The 17,785-nt window shown below is 72.5% G+C and carries 12 protein-coding genes and 1 riboswitch; of the genes, 6 read left to right on the forward strand and 6 right to left on the reverse strand.

Annotation, left to right across the window (positions count from 1 at the left end; translation table 11 throughout):
• Nucleotides 1-60: 60 nt before the first annotated feature.
• The gene (locus HK417_RS13220) at nt 61-2,151 is read right to left on the reverse strand and encodes a S9 family peptidase (protein WP_222267159.1); all 2,091 of its coding nucleotides are present in this window, start codon (nt 2,149-2,151) and stop codon (nt 61-63) included.
• 76 nt (nt 2,152-2,227) lie between these two features.
• On the opposite strand from HK417_RS13220, the gene HK417_RS13225 reads away from it, so the two are divergent.
• Nucleotides 2,228-3,472 (forward strand): metal-dependent hydrolase family protein, encoded by a 1,245-nt coding sequence (locus HK417_RS13225; protein WP_222267161.1) that lies wholly within the window; start codon nt 2,228-2,230, stop codon nt 3,470-3,472.
• Nucleotides 3,473-3,515: 43 nt separating this feature from the next.
• On the opposite strand, the gene HK417_RS13230 is transcribed toward HK417_RS13225, so the two are convergent.
• The 5 genes from HK417_RS13230 to HK417_RS13250 all read right to left on the reverse strand — a co-directional run bounded on the left by HK417_RS13230 (nt 3,516) and on the right by HK417_RS13250 (nt 9,624).
• A complete protein-coding gene (locus HK417_RS13230; protein ID WP_222267163.1) occupies nt 3,516-4,595 on the reverse strand; it encodes a TerC family protein in 1,080 nt (359 codons plus the stop codon).
• 422 nt (nt 4,596-5,017) lie between these two features.
• Entirely contained in the window at nt 5,018-6,199 is a 1,182-nt protein-coding gene (locus HK417_RS13235; RefSeq protein ID WP_261326586.1) for a TerC family protein, read from the reverse strand.
• A gap of 228 nt (nt 6,200-6,427) precedes the next feature.
• Entirely contained in the window at nt 6,428-6,781 is a 354-nt protein-coding gene (locus HK417_RS13240; protein WP_222267165.1) for an MmcQ/YjbR family DNA-binding protein, read from the reverse strand.
• 295 nt (nt 6,782-7,076) lie between these two features.
• Nucleotides 7,077-9,194, reverse strand: a complete 2,118-nt coding sequence (uvrB, locus tag HK417_RS13245) for an excinuclease ABC subunit UvrB (protein ID WP_222267167.1) — start codon at nt 9,192-9,194, stop codon at nt 7,077-7,079.
• Between the two features lie 220 nt (nt 9,195-9,414).
• Nucleotides 9,415-9,624: a hypothetical protein gene (locus tag HK417_RS13250; protein ID WP_222267169.1), complete on the reverse strand. Its 210-nt coding sequence runs from the start codon at nt 9,622-9,624 to the stop codon at nt 9,415-9,417.
• 123 nt (nt 9,625-9,747) lie between these two features.
• On the opposite strand from HK417_RS13250, the gene glgX reads away from it, so the two are divergent.
• The 5 genes from glgX (at nt 9,748) to HK417_RS13275 (ending at nt 17,779) form a co-directional block, all read left to right on the forward strand.
• Nucleotides 9,748-11,856: a glycogen debranching protein GlgX gene (gene glgX / locus HK417_RS13255; protein WP_222267171.1), complete on the forward strand. Its 2,109-nt coding sequence runs from the start codon at nt 9,748-9,750 to the stop codon at nt 11,854-11,856.
• Nucleotides 11,853-14,213 (forward strand): malto-oligosyltrehalose synthase, encoded by a 2,361-nt coding sequence (treY, locus tag HK417_RS13260; protein ID WP_222267172.1) that lies wholly within the window; start codon nt 11,853-11,855, stop codon nt 14,211-14,213. The genes glgX and treY overlap by 4 nt, the downstream gene beginning before the upstream one ends.
• Nucleotides 14,214-14,433: 220 nt before the next feature.
• Nucleotides 14,434-14,589: riboswitch (cyclic di-AMP (ydaO/yuaA leader) on the forward strand.
• Nucleotides 14,590-14,592: 3 nt separating this feature from the next.
• Nucleotides 14,593-15,168 (forward strand): transglycosylase family protein, encoded by a 576-nt coding sequence (locus HK417_RS26155; protein WP_222267174.1) that lies wholly within the window; start codon nt 14,593-14,595, stop codon nt 15,166-15,168.
• Nucleotides 15,169-15,299: 131 nt separating this feature from the next.
• Entirely contained in the window at nt 15,300-17,054 is a 1,755-nt protein-coding gene (gene treZ, locus HK417_RS13270) for a malto-oligosyltrehalose trehalohydrolase (RefSeq protein WP_222267176.1), read from the forward strand.
• Nucleotides 17,055-17,056: 2 nt separating this feature from the next.
• A complete protein-coding gene (locus tag HK417_RS13275; protein WP_222267178.1) occupies nt 17,057-17,779 on the forward strand; it encodes a dihydrofolate reductase family protein in 723 nt (240 codons plus the stop codon).
• Nucleotides 17,780-17,785: the final 6 nt, after the last annotated feature.

Below are 17,785 nucleotides of genomic sequence, written 5' to 3' on the forward strand. Positions count from 1 at the left end.
CGGGTCCAGGACGGCGGTGCGCGGGGTCGCCGTCGGGCGCGACCGGCAGCGCGGCAGCGGTCACCGCAGCCGGGTGGCTGGGACGGCGATCGTGTCGGACCGCCGTCCGGTGGCCTCGCCGTCCACCGCCACGTCCACCGGCTCCGCCTCGCCCGCGCCCCGGCCGCCCGCGGCCGTGAGCTCGGCCAGCCCCGCGGCGTTCTGCGCCGTGGGCAGCCAGCGGGCCCACCAGCGCAGCACGTGCTCCAGCCGGGCCAGCCGGTGCTTCGGCCGCCCCGACCGGGACAGCTCGTGCCCCTCGCCGGGGAACAGCAGCAGCTCGGTGGGCACGCCGCGGCGCTTCAGCTCGACGTAGAGCCGGGTGCCCTGCTCCAGCGGGCAGCGCCAGTCCTCCTCGGAGTGGATCACCAGCGTGGGCGTCCTGATCTTGTAGGAGTGCGCCAGCGGCGACTGCGCGGCGATGCCGGCCGGGTCGGTGCCCACGTACTCGTCGGCGAAGAAGAACCCGATGTCCGAGGACCCCACGAAGCTCACCGGGTCGTTGAACGCGCGCTCGCTGATCCCGGCGACGAACCGGTCGGTGCGCCCGAGCAGCAGCGTGGTCATGAAGCCGCCGTACGAGCCGCCCATGACGCCCACCCGGCCCGCGTCCAGCGCCGGGTCCTCCAGCGCGGCGTCGAGGAAGGCCACGACGTCGTCGGCGTCCACCGTGCCCATCCGCTGCTGGACCGCCCGGCCGTGCGCCTGGCCGTACCCCGACGACCCGCGCGGGTTGCACTGCACCACCGCGTAGCCGGCCTCGACGTAGGCCTGGGTCTCGTCGAACAGCGTCCAGCCGTACTGGGAGAAGGGGCCGCCGTGCACGGTGAGCAGCACCGGGTGCGGACCGGGGCCGGGCGGGGTGGTCACCCAGCCGTGCACCGGGTAGCCGTCCGGCGCGGTGGCGGTCCGCTCGCGCATCCGGTGCAGCCGGCCGGTGCGCTGCAGCGGCGCGCCGAACCCGCTGATCAGCCGTCGGCGTCCCGGGGTGATGGCGATCAGCTCACCGGCGGAGCGGTCGTGCGCCACGGTCGCTACGACGACGCCCCCTCCGATCCCGACCCCGCGCACGGTGTACGGCCCGTCGACCAGCGCCTCCGGCTGCCCGCCGCGCAGCGGCACGCGCAGCAGCTCGACCGACCCGCGGCGCTCGACGCCGAGGAAGGCCGCGCCGTCGGCGATGACCGTCGTGGGGGTCTCGTCGCCGCGCTGGTGCTCCTCGGGGTCGAGCAGCACCTCCAGCGGGCCTCCGGCCGCGGACACCCGGCACAGGGTGGCCTGGCGGGCGACGAAGTCCCGGCCGCTCTCGCCCAGGTCCGGGACGGCGGTGACGTAGATCGTGCTGCCGGACAGGTCGTCCGGGTCGAACGCCGGCCGGGAGCAGCCGGCCCGCGACTCGGTGACCCGGCGCAGACCGGTCCCGTCCGGCCGGACGGCGTAGACGTCGGCGACGAGGTCACGGTCGGCGCTCTCGTGCCGGGCGGAGACGAACGCCAGCTCCGTGCCGTCCGGGCTCCAGGCGACGTCCTGGTCGTCGGCGTCGCCGTCGGTGACCTGGAACGGCTCGGGCAGCGGGGCGCCGTCGTCGTCCCCGGGCAGGTCGAGGACGAACACGTGGCTGCGCCGGTCGTTGGTGAACCCGAGGTCGTCGGCGCGGTACTTCAGCGTGGTGATCAGCCGCGGCGCCTCGCCGCCGGCGCCGACCTCCTCCTCGGTGCCGTACCGGCCGGGCTCGGGCACCCGCGCGACGTAGGCCAGCCGCCGGGAGTCCGGCGACCAGACCGGCGCCCCCGCGCCGAGGTGGTGGTCGGTCAGCGCCCGGGCGGTGCCGCCGCCGACCGGCAGCACGTGCAGCTGCGGCCGACCCTTGGGCTCCGCGGAGAGGTAGGCCAGCCACCGCCCGTCCGGGGAGAACACCGGCGCGGAGTCGCGGTGCCCCTGGGTCAGCGGCCGGGGCGGCGTGGAGCCGTCGGTGGGCACCGTCCACAGCCGGCTGCGGTACTCGTCGGCGTCCAGGTCCAGCCGGGTGACGGCGACGACGGCGGCCTGCCCGTCCGGCGACACCGCGGGGACGCCGGGAACGCGCAGCAGGGAGAGGTCGGTCGGCCGCATGACGGGCACGCTAGCCCAGGCCCGGCACGGCCCAGATGATGAGCACCGCTAACGGGTGAGGTCCTAGGGTGCGCGCATGACGAGACGCGTGTTCTCCGGTGGACAGGTCTTCGACGGCACGGGCAGCCCGGCGGCGCCCGCGGACGTCGCCGTCGAGGACGGCCGCATCGTCGCGGTCGGCCCGGGGCTGGACGGCGACGAGGTGGTCGACTGCGCCGGCGCCACGCTGCTGCCGGGCCTGTTCGACTGCCACGTGCACGTCATGCTCAGCGGCGTCGACATGCTGCGGGTGCTGCAGACGCCGTTCAGCTACGGCTTCTACGAGGCGGCCCACAACCTGCGGCGCACCGTGGCGCTGGGCATCACCTCGGTGCGCGACGCGGGCGGCGCCGACCTCGGCGTGGCCGAGGCGGTGCGGAACGGGCTGATCGCCGGGCCGCGGATGCAGATCGCGATCAGCATGCTGTCCCAGACCGGCGGGCACGGCGACGGCTGGCACGTCTGCGGCGCCGAGGTGCCGCTGATGGGCCCGCACCCGGGGCGCCCGGCCACGGTGGTAGACGGCGCCGACGCGATGCGCCGCACCGTCCGCGAGCTGCTGCGCGCGGGGGCCGACGTGCTCAAGGTCGCCACCAGCGGCGGCGTCCTCTCGGCCCGGGACGACCCGCGGCACCCCCACTTCCGGCCGGCCGAGCTGGACGCGCTGGTCGAGGAGGCCGAGGCGGCGGGCGTGGCGGTGATGGCGCACGCGCAGGGCGCGGAGGGCATCAAGGCGGCGGTGCGGGCCGGCATCCGGTCGATCGAGCACGGCATCTTCCTCGACGACGAGGCGATCGAGCTGATGCTGGAGGCCGGCACGTGGCTGGTGCCCACCCTCGCCGCGCCGCGGGCGGTGCTCACCGCCGTGGCGGCCGGCGCCTCGCTCCCGGCGAGGGTGATCGAGAAGGCCCGCACCGTGCAGGCGGTGCACGACGCCTCGGTCACCCGCGCGGTGGAGGCGGGCGTGAAGATCGCGATGGGCACCGACAGCGGCGTCGGCCCGCACGGCGACAACCTGGGCGAGCTGCAGCTCATGGCCGACTGCGGGATGACCCCGGAGCAGGTCTGGCACGCCACGACGCTCTCGGCCGCGCAGTTGATGGGCGTCGACGCCGAGCTGGGCAGCCTCGAGCGCGGCAAGCGGGCGGACCTCGTCGTGCTGGAGGGCGACGCGGGCGACCTGTCCGGGCTGCCCGGGCGGGTCCGGGAGGTCTGGAAGGACGGCGTGCTGGTGGCGGCCGGCGGCGCCGTCGTCGAGCCGGGCACGCTCCCGCCCCGCTGACCCCGACCCCGGGTGCGCCGCGGACGGCGCACCCGGGGACCGGTCAGCTGCGGCGGGTCTCCTCGGCCGTCTCCGGAGCGGGCGCGGGACGCCCTGTGGTCTCCGTGGAGACGGGCGACCCACCCTGCTCGACCTCGGCGGGGACGTCCTCGTCCGGCTCCTCGCCGCGGGTCTTGAGCAGGCTGGCCACCGTGGCGATCAGCAGGACACCCAGGATGATCGACAGCGACAGCCAGATCGGGATGTGGGGGACGCTCTCGATCGGCTCGCGGTCGCCGGCGAACGGCAGCTGGTTCTCGTGCACCGCCTCGAGGATCAGCTTGACGCCGATGAACGCCAGGATGACGGCCAGGCCGAGGGACAGGTAGACGAGCCGCTTGAGCAGGCCGCCGAGCAGGAAGTACAGCTGCCGCAGACCCATCAGCGCGAAGACGTTCGCGGTGAACACGATGAACGGCTCGCGGGTCAACCCGAAGATCGCCGGGATGCTGTCGAGCGCGAAGATCAGGTCGGTGGTGCCGAGGGCCAGGATCACCACGATCATCGGCGTCCACAGCTTCTTGCCGTCCTCGGTCACCCGGATCTTCGCGCCGTGGTAGTCCTTCGACATCGGCAGGACCCGGCGCATGCGGCGGATGAACGCGTTCTCCTCGTAGTCCTCGTCGTCGCCCCGGTGCCGGACGAGGTTGATCGCGGTGTAGATGAGGAAGACACCGAAGATGTAGAAGACCCAGACGAACCGCTCGATGACCACGGCGCCGAGCAGGATGAAGATGCCGCGCAGCACGAGGGCGATGATGATCCCGATCATCAGCGCCTCTTGCTGGAGCTTCCTCGGCACCTGGAAGCGGGCCATGATGATCACGAAGACGAAGAGGTTGTCGACCGAGAGGGAGTACTCGGTCAGCCAGCCCGCGTAGAACTCCGTGGCGTACCGCCCGTTGGTCACCGCGAGGACGACCAGACCGAAGAGCAGGGCCAGGCCCACGTAGAACGAGACCCAGAGGCCTGCCTCCTTGACGGAGGGCTCGTGCGGACGGCGGGCGACGATGGCGAGGTCGGCGAGCAGCAGGACGGTCAGCCCCACGAACGTCGCGATCTCGAACCAGACCGGGAGCTCCATCAGACGCACCGTCCGTTCCGCAGGGGGGTCGCCATCAGGCGCCGCAGCGGCTCGGGGACGGGTACGGGTGCGGTCATGCAGCTTCCTCCGGGGACTGGCAGTCGTCAGTGCCGGAGGTCTCTCCCGCCGCCGACACCAGCCGGCGACCGACGGCGCCGGAGGTCATGGGACCTCGTGATGACGACACCGCCGCGTGGGGATACTCCCCTCCACCTACGGGTCCCGCCGACCACCGCCGACTCTGAGACCCGGCATCAAACTACAGCCACCCCACAGAGTTCGCGGAAGGGCCGTGTGCCGCGGTCGGTCGCGCCGCCGCCCCACCCCGCGGCGGTCCAGGACCGGCGGACCGGACGGGCGGGACCGGGCGGGACCGGGGACGACGGTCGATCGTCCCCGGCCCCGGAGCGGCTGAGCGAGGGTCAGTCGCGACGCGCGGACGAACCGCTGCGCAGGGCGCCGTCCCCCGCGTGCGCGAGACGGTCCTCGCCGTCCACCGGCGCCGCGTCGCCGTCCACAGGCACCGCCTCGCCGTCCAGCCGCACCGCCTCGCCGTCCACGGGCGCTGCCTCGCCGGTGACGGCGGCGGTGCCGAGCCCGGCCGCCGCGGCGTCCCGGGTCCGCCGGCGCTCCCGCACCCGGCGGTCGTGGCGCAGGCTCGCGACGGTGGTGACCAGCAGGGTCACGATGATGACCGTCAGGGACAGCCAGGTCGGGATCTCCGGGATGACGGTGATGTGCTCGCCGCCGTTGAGCCAGGACAGCTCGTTGGTGTGCATGGCGTGGATGAGGAGCTTGGCGCCGATGAAGGCGAGGATCACCGCGAGGCCGTAGGCCAGGTAGACCAGCCGGTCGAGCAGCCCGTCGATGAGGAAGAACAGCTGCCGGAGACCGAGCAGCGAGAACGCGTTCGCCGCGAAGACCAGGTAGGTGTCCTGGGTCAGGCCGAAGATGGCCGGGATCGAGTCGACGGCGAAGATGATGTCCGCGGTGCCGATGGCGATCAGTGCGATGGCCAGCGGGGTGATGTACCGCTTGCCCTGCAGCTTCACCGTCATCCGGTCGCCGTGGTGCTCCTCGGTGGTGGGCAGGACGCGGCGCACGAGCCGGAGGACAGCGTTCTCCTGGTACTCCTCGTCGCCACCGTGGCCGCCGCTGCGGGCCTGCACGATCGCGGTCCAGATCAGGATGCCGCCGAAGATCCAGAAGACCCAGCTGAAGTTCTCGATCGCGGCGGCGCCGACGGCGATGAAGATGGTCCGCAGCACCAGGGCGAAGGTGATGCCGAACAGCAGCACTTTCTGCTGGGCGATCCGCGGCACGCCGAAGCTGGCCATGATCAGCACGAAGACGAAGAGGTTGTCGACCGACAGGCTCTTCTCGGTGATGTAGCCGGCGAAGTACTCACCACCGGGCTGCGCTCCGCCGAACCAGAAGACGAGCAGGCCGAAGACGATCGCGATGCCGACGTAGACCGCCGACCAGGTGGCTGCCTCGCGGAGCGAGGGTGCGTGCGGGGTGCGTACGTGCCCGACGAAGTCGAACACGAGCATGCCGAGGACCGCGGCGATGGTGATCGCCCAGATCCAGAAGGGGACGTCCAAGGATTTCCTCCGGTGTGCTGGCGAGTGTCAGCTCCGGAGGTCTCTCCCGTCGGCCGTCGATGGCCGACCGGCAGCGCCGGAGGTCATGGGACCTCGTACTGACGACGTTGCCGCGTGGGGATACTCCCCTCCACCCCCGTCCCGGGCACAGGCGTCAGCGATGCCGCACCGGGTCGGTTCGAGGGGGTAACGCGCGGGACCCCTCCCGTGTTCCCGGCGGCCGGGGCCTCAGCCGGTGGGCGGCCGGCGGCTCTTCGGCAGCGCGGCGACCACCGCGTCGTACGAGCCGTCCACCAGCTCGCGGACCTCGTCGTCGGGCACCGGGCCGGTCCAGTCGACGGAGTTCCAGCCGTACCGCCCGACGTAGGCACTGACGGTCACGGCACCCGGGTAGCGCTCGCGCCACTCGGCCGCCTCGGCAGCGTCCCGGCCGCACTTCAGCCCGACCGTGCCGCCGTCCAGCCCGATGAAGGCGAACGCCTTGCCGCCCACCTTGGCCACCAGCTCGGCCTCACCCCAGGGGTAGGTCTCCTCCGCCCCCGCCTTGGCCAGGCAGTAGGCCACCAGCTCCTCGCGCTGCACCGCGCTCCTCCTCCGTTGTGCGCTGATCGTCGCCTCCATACCGCGGAAGCGACCACCAGCGCACAACAGCAGCTCACTCGCCCGTCTGCTGGAGCTCGGTGCCGGTGTGCTGAGGTCTCTCGCTCTTCGTAGGACTGCCCGTCGTCGGTGATCCCGTGGGCGAAGAGGCACCGCACGCCGTACCAACCCGGGCTCTCGACCGCCACCACGCGATCGTGCCCTTCGGTCAGCGGAGAGCCCGCCAGCCCCCTGCCGCCCGCGGAGAACGTGCGAGCGGCGGGCGCGAGGGCGGTGTTCAGGCGTGTGCGGCGTCGAGCTGGCGCAGCTCCTTCTTCAGCTCGTTGAGCTCGTCGCGCAGCCGGGCGGCGACCTCGAACTGCAGCTCCCGGGCGGCGGCGAGCATCTGCTCGTTCATCGTCGCGATCATGTCGGCCAGCTCGTTGCGCGGGAGCCCCTGGACGTCGATCGAGCCGGCCTTGCCCGCCCTCCTCGACGACAGCCCCGGCACCGGCGACTTCCCGCGGGACTGCTGGCGCCCGGAGCCGCCGATCAGCTCGGTGGACGCCTCGGCGTCCTCGGCGGCCTTGTAGATCCCGTCGAGGATGTCGACGATCTTCTTCCGCAGCGGCTGCGGGTCGATGCCGTGCTCCAGGTTGTAGGCGACCTGCTTCTCACGCCGCCGGTTGGTCTCCTCGATCGCCTGCGCCATCGACGGGGTGATCTTGTCGGCGTACATGTGCACCTCGCCGGAGACGTTGCGCGCCGCGCGGCCGATCGTCTGGATCAGGGAGGTGCCCGAGCGCAGGAACCCCTCCTTGTCCGCGTCGAGGATGGCGACCAGCGACACCTCGGGCAGGTCGAGCCCCTCGCGCAGCAGGTTGATCCCGACCAGCACGTCGTACTCGCCCTGGCGGAGCTCCCGCAGCAGCTCCACCCGGCGCAGGGTGTCGACCTCGGAGTGCAGGTACCGCACCTTGATGCCGAGCTCCAGCAGGTAGTCGGTGAGGTCCTCGGCCATCTTCTTGGTCAGCGTGGTGACCAGCACCCGCTCGTTCTTCTCGGTGCGTACCCGGATCTCGTGCACCAGGTCGTCGATCTGGCCCTTGGTCGGCTTCACCACGACCTCGGGGTCGACCAGGCCGGTCGGGCGGATCACCTGCTCGACGACGTCCCCCTGGACCTTGCCCAGCTCGTAGGAGCCCGGGGTGGCCGACAGGTAGACGGTCTGGTGGATCCGGTCGGTGAACTCCTCCCAGCGCAGCGGACGGTTGTCCATCGCCGAGGGCAGCCGGAAGCCGTGCTCCACGAGGGTGCGCTTGCGGCTCATGTCGCCCTCGTACATGCCGCCGATCTGCGGCACGGTGACGTGCGACTCGTCGATGACCAGCAGGAAGTCGTCCGGGAAGTAGTCGATGAGGCAGGCGCCGGCGCTGCCGGGCGCGCGCCCGTCGATGTGCCGGGAGTAGTTCTCGATCCCCGAGCAGAAGCCGACCTGCCGCATCATCTCGATGTCGTAGGTGGTGCGCATGCGCAGCCGCTGGGCCTCCAGCAGCTTCCCCTGCTTCTCCAGCTCGGCCAGCCGCTGCTCCAGCTCCGCCTCGATGGTGCGGATCGCCCGTTCCATCCGCTCCGGGCCGGCGACGTAGTGGGTGGCCGGGAAGACGAACAGCTCCTCCACCTCGCGGACGACCTCACCGGTGAGCGGGTGCAGGTAGTACAGCCGCTCCACCTCGTCGCCGAACATCTCGATCCGGCAGGCGAGCTCCTCGTAGACCGGGAAGACCTCGATGGTGTCGCCGCGGACCCGGAAGGTGCCCCGGGTGAAGGACAGGTCGTTGCGGGTGTACTGCTCGGTGACCAGGGTGCGCAGCAGGTCGTCGCGGTCGCGTTCCTCCCCCACCTTGATCTTCAGCGCCCGCTCGACGTACTCCTCCGGGGTGCCGAGGCCGTAGATGCAGGACACGGTCGAGACCACGATGACGTCGCGGCGGGTGAGCAGGCTGTTGGTCGCCGAGTGCCGCAGCCGCTCCACCTCCTCGTTGATCGAGGAGTCCTTCTCGATGTACGTGTCGGTCTGCGGGACGTAGGCCTCGGGCTGGTAGTAGTCGTAGTAGGAGACGAAGTACTCCACCGCGGCGTCGGGCAGCAGCTCACGGAACTCGTTGGCCAGCTGCGCGGCGAGGGTCTTGTTCGGCGCCATGACCAGCGTGGGCCGCTGCACCTGCTCGACGAGCCAGGCGGTGGTGGCCGACTTCCCGGTGCCGGTGGCACCGAGCAGCACGGTGTCGGTCTCGCCGGCGTTGACCCGCTCGGCCAGCGCCTTGATGGCCGCCGGCTGGTCACCGGAGGGCTCGAACTCGCTGACGACCCGGAACCGGCCCCGCGTGGGCCGGATGTCGGTGGATGCGCGCACGGGACGACGGTACGACGGGGGGACGACAGAACGGCTCCCGCGACCTCCTCGCCCGGCGGTGCACGTGACGCCTCGTGCGCCTCGAGGGGACGACTGGGGCGACACGCCGGAGCGAACGCACCGGTGGTCTTGTCCCCGACCGCGCGCACCCCTAGCCTCGCCGCCGGTAGGAACGCGCAGCTCCGGCCGCCGCCAGTGCCACCCGGGCAGCCGGACGGGGTCAGCGGCGGACCGGACTGCGCCTCCTGCCCAGCACCGGCTCCCGGCCGTGCCGGGTACCGTTCTGGGCGGTCTCGCCGCCGCCGTCGTCGGCCCCCGCGCGCATCGTCGCCGCGGGCCGCCCGCCGCACCCCGCGCGGGCACTCCGCCGCCCGGCCATGCCGATGATCATGGCCGCCCCGTCCATGTCGCCCGCTGTGGCGCAGGTCATGACAGGTGTGCGACAGCCACGATCCGGGCATCCGACCGCGGACGCCTGTTCAACTCCCCCGCACCAGCGACGTGCCGTACGTGCCCCGGAACGGGGCGCTCAGTCCAGGAGGACGACCTCTCCATGACCACCCAGGTGTGGCCCGGCAACGACTATCCCCTCGGCGCCACCTACGACGGCACCGGAACCAACTTCGCCATCTACAGCGAGGTCGCCGAGAAGGTCGAGCTGTGTCTCTTCGATGCCGACGGCAAGGAGGAGCGCATCCGGCTCCCCGAGCGGGACGCCTTCGTCTGGCACGCGTTCCTGCCCGGCATCCAGCCCGGCCAGCGGTACGGCTACCGCGTGCACGGCCCCAACGACCCGAGCCAGGGACAGCGCTGCAACCCCAACAAGTTGCTGCTCGACCCGTACGCCAAGGCGATCGACGGCCAGATCGACTGGGACGAGGCCTGCTTCGGCTACCACTTCAACTCCGGTAAGCGGAACGACCTGGACTCCGCGGTGCACATGCCGAAGTCCGTCGTCATCAACCCCTTCTTCGACTGGGGCGTCGACCGCCCGCCGAAGACGCCGTACCAGCGGACCGTCATCTACGAGGCCCACGTCAAGGGCCTGACCATGACCCACCCGCGGATCCCCGAGCAGCTGCGCGGCACGTACGCCGGCGTCGCGCACCCGGCGATCATCGAGCACCTGCAGAGCCTCGGGGTCACCGCGATCGAGCTCATGCCGGTGCACCAGTTCGTGCAGGACGACACCCTGCTGCAGAAGGGCCTCCGCAACTACTGGGGCTACAACACGATCGGCTTCTTCGCCCCGCACAACGAGTACGCGCAGAACACCGACGGGCAGCAGGTCCAGGAGTTCAAGGGCATGGTGCGCGCCCTGCACGAGGCGGGCATCGAGGTGATCCTCGACGTGGTCTACAACCACACCGCCGAGGGCAACCACATGGGCCCCACCTTGTCGTTCCGGGGCATCGACAACCGGGCGTACTACCGGCTGGTCGAGGGCGACGAGCAGTACTACATGGACACCACCGGCACCGGGAACTCGCTGAACGTCCGCACCCCGCAGTCGCTGCAGCTGATCATGGACTCGCTGCGCTACTGGGTCACCGAGATGCACGTCGACGGCTTCCGCTTCGACCTGGCCTCCACGCTGGCTCGCCAGTTCCACGAGGTCGACCGGCTGTCGGCGTTCTTCGACCTGGTCCACCAGGACCCGATCGTCAGCCAGGTCAAGCTGATCGCCGAGCCGTGGGACATCGGCGAGGGCGGCTACCAGGTGGGCAACTTCCCGGCGCTGTGGACCGAGTGGAACGGCAAGTACCGCGACACCGTCCGCGACTTCTGGCGCGGCGAGGACGCCACCATCGGTGAGTTCGCCAGCCGGGTCACCGGCTCCGCCGACCTCTACCAGCACTCCGGCCGCCGGCCGGTGGCGAGCATCAACTTCGTCACCGCGCACGACGGGTTCACCCTCAACGACCTGGTCTCCTACAACGAGAAGCACAACGAGGCCAACGGCGAGGGCAACAACGACGGCGAGAGCCACAACCGCAGCTGGAACTGCGGCGTCGAAGGCAGGACGAAGAAGAAGGACGTGCTCACCCTCCGGGCCCGGCAGCGGCGGAACTTCATCGCCACGCTGATGCTGTCCCAGGGCGTGCCGATGCTGCTGCACGGCGACGAGCTCGGCCGGACCCAGAACGGCAACAACAACGGCTACTGCCAGGACTCCGAGCTGACCTGGATCGACTGGGACTCGGTCGACGAGGGGCTGCTCGAGTTCACCAAGCTCGTCACCAAGCTGCGCACCGACCACCCGACGTTCCGCCGTCGCCGCTTCTTCCACGGCCGCCCGGTCCGCCGGGAAGAGGGCGACCCGGTGCAGGACATCGCCTGGCTGACCGCGGCCGGTGAGCTGATGTCCGACGAGGACTGGGACGCCGGGTACGCCAAGTCGCTGGCCATGTACCTCAACGGCCACGGCATCAGGGAGATGGACGAGCGCGGCGAGCTGGTCACCGACGACTGCTTCTACCTGGCCTTCAACGCCTCGAACGAGCCGATCGACTTCACCCTGCCCAGCGACGAGTACGCCCAGAGCTGGACCGTGATCGTGGACACCGCCGAGCTGGGTGAGGTGGAGCCCGTCACGGTCAAGGCGGGCGACACGCTCACCCTGCACGCCCGGGCCATGGTCGTGCTCCAGGCCGCCGCATGAGCACACCGTCCACGGACGGTCACCGCAGCCGGGAGGTGCCCGCGGGCACCTACCGGCTGCAGGTGACCGCCGACTTCACCCTCGACGACGCGGCGGCCGTGGCCGGCTACCTCGCCGACCTCGGCGTGACCCACGCCTACTCCTCGCCGCTGCTGCGCTCGGCCGAGGGCAGCACCCACGGGTACGACACCACCGACCACGCGCACATCGACGAGTCGCGCGGCGGCCAGGCGGGGTTCGACCGCTTCGTCTCCGCCCTGCACGAACACGGCCTCGGGCTCGTGCTGGACCTGGTGCCCAACCACATGGGCGTCAGCGACGCGGCCGAGTCGCCGTGGTGGTGGGACGTGCTCCGGCACGGCCGGGACAGCGCGCACGCGGCCGCGTTCGACATCGACTGGGACTTCGGCGGCGGCCGCGTGCGCCTCCCCGTGCTCGGCAGCGACGAGGACCTCGCGAAGCTGGAGCTGGCCGAGGTGGACGGCGAGCCGGAGCTGCACTACTACGGCAACCGGTTCCCGGTGGCGCCGGGCACCGCCGAGGCCGGCGACGACCCGGTCGCGGTGCACGCCCGGCAGCACTACGAGCTGGTCGACTGGCGGCGTGCCGACGACGAGCTCAACTACCGCCGGTTCTTCGCGATCAACACGCTCGCCGGACTGCGGGTGGAGGACCCCGAGGTCTTCGACGCCACCCACCGGAAGATCGTGGAGCTGGTCGACGGCGGCTCGGTCGACGCGCTGCGCATCGACCACCCCGACGGCCTCGCCGACCCGAAGCGCTACCTGGACCGGCTGGCCGAGGTCACCGGCGACCGGTGGACCGTGGTCGAGAAGATCCTCGAGCCCGGCGAGGAGCTGCCGGACAGCTGGCGGACCGCGGGGACGACGGGCTACGACGCGCTCGCCGAGGTAGACGACGTCCTGGTCGACCCGGCCGGCGAGACGGCGATCACCGCGCTGGACACCGAGCTGACCGGCGCGCCCGTCGACTACGCGCAGCTGGTGCACGACTGCAAGCGCGAGGTCACCGACGGGATGCTGGGCTCGGAGGTCGCCCGGCTGCAGCGGATCGTCGGCGAGCTCGGGGGGGTGGGCCATGCCGCAGTCCCGGCGGCCGAGGTGCGCGAGGGGCTGGCCGAGCTGCTGGCGAGCTTCCCGGTGTACCGCAGCTACCTGCCCGACGGGCGCGTGCACCTCGACGAGACGGTCCACGCGGTCAAGCAGCGCCGGCCGGACCTCACCGCTGCGGTCGACGCCCTGCACCCGCTGCTGGGGCAGGCCGGCACCGAGCTGGCCACCCGGTTCGAGCAGACCTCCGGCCCGGTCATGGCCAAGGGCGTCGAGGACAGCGCCTACTACCGGTGGGCCCGGTTCGTCGCGCTCAACGAGGTGGGCGGGGACCCGGCCCGGTTCGGGACGACGGTCACCGAGTTCCACGAGGCGCAGCAGCGGCGGGTCGAGCGCCGTCCGGCCTCGATGACGACGCTGTCCACGCACGACACCAAGCGCAGCGAGGACGTCCGGGCCCGGCTGGCGGTGCTGGCCGAGATCCCCACCGAGTGGGCTGAGCTGGTGCGCCAGCTGCTCGACCGGCACCCGCTGGCCGACCGCTCCCTGGCGCACCTGGTGTGGCAGAACCTGGTCGGCGCCTGGCCGCTGTCCCGGGACCGCGCGCACGCCTACGTGGAGAAGGCCGCCCGCGAGGCGGGCACCTCGACCACCTGGACGAACCCGGTGCAGGAGTTCGAGGAGCAGCTGCACGCGCTGGTCGACGCCGCGTTCGACGACGAGGCGACGCACGGCGCGATCGAGGACCTCGTCGCCCGCATCGCGCCGTTCGGGTACAGCAACGCGCTGAGCCAGAAGCTGCTGCAGCTCACGATGCCCGGCGTCCCGGACGTCTACCAGGGCACCGAGCTGTGGGACTTCTCGCTGGTCGACCCGGACAACCGCCGTCCGGTCGACTACGCGCAGCGGCGCGAGCTGCTGGCCCGGCTCGACGGCGGCTGGGTGCCGCCGGTCGACGAGACCGGTGCGGCCAAGCTGCTGGTCGTGTCGCGCACGCTGCGGCACCGCCGGGACCACCCGGAGGCCTTCGCCGGGTACACCCCGGTGGCGGCCACCGGCACCGCCGCCGACTCCGTCGTGGCCTTCGACCGCGGCGGCGTCGTGACGGTGGCGACCCGGCGGCCGGTGCAGCTGGCCGGGAGCGGGTGGGCGGACACCGCCATCACCCTGCCCACCGGGGCGTGGCGCGACCTGCTGACCGGTACCCGGGTCGTCTCCGCCGCCGGCGGCGTCCAGCTGAGCGAGCTGCTCACCCAGCTGCCGGTCGCGCTGCTCGTCCGCGACTGAGGAAGGGCCCTCCTGCCGGAAGGGCCGCGGGGTCGACGTTCTGACACGTGACGTCCCGGGCCGGTCGCTGTACGCAGCGACCGGCTCGGCCTGTCAGCGACACGCCGACAGGACGCGCCAGTCTCGTTCGGCGAGACCGCGCGGTTCCGCTTAGCGTTCCCCGCGCATCCGGGCACCCTGGCCGGGCTGCGAGGCGCCGGACCGCCCAACCCCGTCCACCGGCCGCCTGACGTCGAACCTCCCGGACGGGGGTGGGGGACCCACATCCGGCGCGCCCGAAACCAGGAGCGCGTCTCGGGGTGAAGCCGCGGCACGCGGCCGGGCACCGATCGCCCGAACCCGACAGCTCACCTCGCCGGCGGTGATCGGAGGATCCCGCATGTCCCAGCACGTCCAGCTCACCCCTGCCCGCCGCCGTCTGCTCCGCGCGGGCGTCGTCGGCACCGCCGCGCTCGGTACCGCCCTCGCCCTGGGGGTCTCCCCCGCGCAGGCCGCCGAGCACGACTGGACCGGCGTCGCGAAGTGCGAGTCCAGTGGCAACTGGCACATCAACACCGGCAACGGCTACTACGGCGGGCTGCAGTTCAGCTCGTCCACGTGGCTGGCCTACGGCGGCGGGCAGTACGCGTCGCGGGCCGACCTGGCCAGCCCGGACCAGCAGGTCGCCATCGCCGAGGCCGTCCTCGACGGCCAGGGCATCGGCGCCTGGCCGCACTGCGGCCGGTACCTCACCGGCGGGTCCACGGCCGCGGCCGCGGCGCCCGCACCGGCGGCTCCGGCACCGGCGGCCGCCGCCTCGTCGTCGTCCGGGGGCACCTACACGGTGCAGCCCGGCGACACCCTGGCGAAGATCGCCGCAGCCCATGGCGTTAGCTGGCGCGAGCTGCACAACCAGAACGGCAGCACGATCAGCGACCCGAACCGGATCTTCGTCGGTCAGGTCATCTCGGTCTGACACGCCGAGGGCGGCCGGGGCATCCGCCCCGGCCGCCGTCCGGTGGGCCTGGGCACACCGAGGGTTGGTCCGCCGGGACGCGGGCATGATCTCCCGCGCCGCCCGCCCGACCCGTTCCAGGAGGCCCCCGCATGTCCGAGCCCGTCGAGTTCTCCGTCTGGGCGCCCGTGCCCGAGCGGGTCCGCCTGCAGATCGACGGCGAGGTGCACGACATGCGGCGGGACGACGCCGGCTTCTGGCGGGCCACGGTCCCGGCGTCCCCGGAGGCCGACTACGGCTTCCTGCTCGACGACGACGAGACCCCCCGCCCCGACCCGCGCTCGCGCCGGCAGCCCGACGGCGTGCACGGGCTGTCCCGGCGCTTCGACCCCGCGGCGTACACCTGGGGGGACCGCGCCTGGACCGGCCGCCGGCTCGCCGGCGGTGTCGTCTACGAGCTGCACGTCGGCACGTTCACGCCCGAGGGCACCCTGGAGTCGGCGATCGACCGGCTGGACCACCTGGTCGACCTCGGCGTCGACTTCGTCGAGCTGCTGCCGGTCAACGGGTTCAACGGCACCCACAACTGGGGCTACGACGGCGTCGCCTGGTACGCCGTCCAGGAGAGCTACGGCGGCCCGGCCGCCTACCAGCGGTTCGTCGACGCCTGCCACCAGCGCGGCCTGGCCGTGATCCAGGACGTCGTCTACAACCACCTCGGCCCGTCGGGCAACTACCTGCCGCTGTTCTTCCCGGTCTTCAGCGAGGGCGGGGCCAACACCTGGGGCAACTCGGTCAACCTCTCGGGCCCCGACTCCGACGAGGTCCGCCGCTACATCATCGACAACGCGCTGATGTGGCTGCGGGACATGCACGTCGACGGCCTCCGGCTGGACGCGGTGCACGCCCTGGTCGACGAGCGCGCCACCCACGTGCTGGAGGAGATGGCCGTGGAGGTGGAGCGCCTCTCGGTCGCCGAGGGCCGCCCGCTGACGCTCATCGCCGAGAGCGACCTCAACGACCCCTCGCTGGTCACCCCGCGGGTGGCCGGCGGCAAGGGGCTGGACGCGCAGTGGAGCGACGACTTCCACCACGCCCTGCACACCCAGCTCACCGGCGAGGGCCAGGGCTACTACTCCGACTTCCACGCCGCGGGCCTCGGCGGGGTGGCCAAGACGATGGTCGGCGCGTACTTCCACGACGGCGCGTGGTCGAGCTTCCGGCGCCGCCACCACGGCCGGCCGGTGGACACGAACGCGCTGCCGGGCTGGAAGTTCCTCGCCTACCTGCAGGACCACGACCAGATCGGCAACCGGGCCGTCGGTGACCGGATCTCCGCCTCCCTCTCCCCCGGGTTGCTCGCCGTCGGCGCGACGGTGGTGCTGACCAGCCCCTTCACGCCGATGCTCTTCATGGGCGAGGAGTGGGGCGCCTCGACGCCCTGGCAGTTCTTCACCAGCCACCCGGAGCCGGAGCTGGGCAAGGCCACCGCCGAGGGCCGGATCGGGGAGTTCGCCGAGCACGGCTGGGACGCCGCCGTCGTCCCCGACCCGCAGGACCCGGAGACCTTCACCCGCTCGAAGCTGGACTGGTCGGAGGTGGGCAAGGAGCCGCACGCGCACCTGCTGTCCGTGCACCGGGCGCTGCTCGCGCTGCGCAAGCAGCACCCGGAGCTGGTCGACGCCGACCTCACCCAGATGGCGGTCAGCTGGGACGACGAGGAGCGGTGGCTCGTCGTCGACCGCGGCTCGCTGCGGGTGCTCGCGAACCTGTCCGACCAGGAGCGCGAGGTGCAGCTCGACGTCGCCGCCACCGGCGTGCTGTTCAGCACCGGGGACGCCCCCCAGCTGGACGGGACGGTCGTGCACGTCCCCGCGGAGAGCGCCGCCGTCGTCACCACCCGCTGATCGTGCGGCGGTTGTTGCCCGACCCCGGCGCGCTCGACGACGACGGCCTCGCCGAGGCCTACCGGCTGCCGCCGGGCCGGCACCTGCGGGTCGACTTCGTCGCGGCGCTCGACGGCGTGATCGCCGTCGGGGGCCGCAGCGGCGGGCTCGGCTCGGCGGGTGACCGGCGGGTGTTCCGGGTGCTGCGCGCGCTGTCCGACGTCGTCCTGGTGGGTGCGGGCACGGCCGCGGCCGAGGGGTACCGGCCGGTGTTCGCGGACTCCCCCGTCGGCCGGCTGCGCGCCGAGCTGGGCCGCGCGCCGGTGGCGCCGATCGCCGTCGTCTCCCGGCGCGCGTCGCTCCGCCCGGACGACCAGCTGGTCACCGGCGCCGTCGCACCGACGCTGCTGGTCACCTGCGCCGCCGCCGATCCCGATCGCCGGGCGTCGCTGAGCGCCGCCGGGGTCGACGTGCTGGTCTGCGGGGACGACGACGTCGACCTGCCCGCCGCGCTCGACCAGCTCGCCGCCCGCGGGCTCGAGCAGGTGGTCTGCGAGGGCGGCCCCGCGCTGTTCCGGGCCGCCCTCGCCGCCGGCGTGGTCGACGAGCTGGACCTGTCGATCGCCCCGCTGCTGGTCGGCGGGCCGGGGCTCCTGCCGGCCGGGCTCCCGGCGCCGGCCGGCGCCGCGCTCCGCCAGGTGCTGGAGGAGGACGGCGTCCTCTTCACCCGGTACGCGCTGCGCTGAGCCGGT

Source organism: Modestobacter marinus, assembly GCF_019799945.1.
Classification (GTDB): domain Bacteria; phylum Actinomycetota; class Actinomycetes; order Mycobacteriales; family Geodermatophilaceae; genus Modestobacter; species Modestobacter marinus_B.

Excerpts from the sequence above, each read along its gene's own strand:
- HK417_RS13220 (WP_222267159.1), bottom strand. The coding sequence starts at position 2,151 with ATGCGGCCGACCGACCTCTCCCTGCTGCGCGTTCCCGGCGTCCCCGCG.
- HK417_RS13225 (WP_222267161.1), top strand. The coding sequence starts at position 2,228 with ATGACGAGACGCGTGTTCTCCGGTGGACAGGTCTTCGACGGCACGGGC.
- HK417_RS13230 (WP_222267163.1), bottom strand. The coding sequence starts at position 4,595 with ATGGAGCTCCCGGTCTGGTTCGAGATCGCGACGTTCGTGGGGCTGACC.
- HK417_RS13250 (WP_222267169.1), bottom strand. The coding sequence starts at position 9,624 with ATGACCTGCGCCACAGCGGGCGACATGGACGGGGCGGCCATGATCATC.
- glgX (WP_222267171.1), top strand. The coding sequence starts at position 9,748 with ATGACCACCCAGGTGTGGCCCGGCAACGACTATCCCCTCGGCGCCACC.
- treY (WP_222267172.1), top strand. The coding sequence starts at position 11,853 with ATGAGCACACCGTCCACGGACGGTCACCGCAGCCGGGAGGTGCCCGCG.
- HK417_RS26155 (WP_222267174.1), top strand. The coding sequence starts at position 14,593 with ATGTCCCAGCACGTCCAGCTCACCCCTGCCCGCCGCCGTCTGCTCCGC.
- treZ (WP_222267176.1), top strand. The coding sequence starts at position 15,300 with ATGTCCGAGCCCGTCGAGTTCTCCGTCTGGGCGCCCGTGCCCGAGCGG.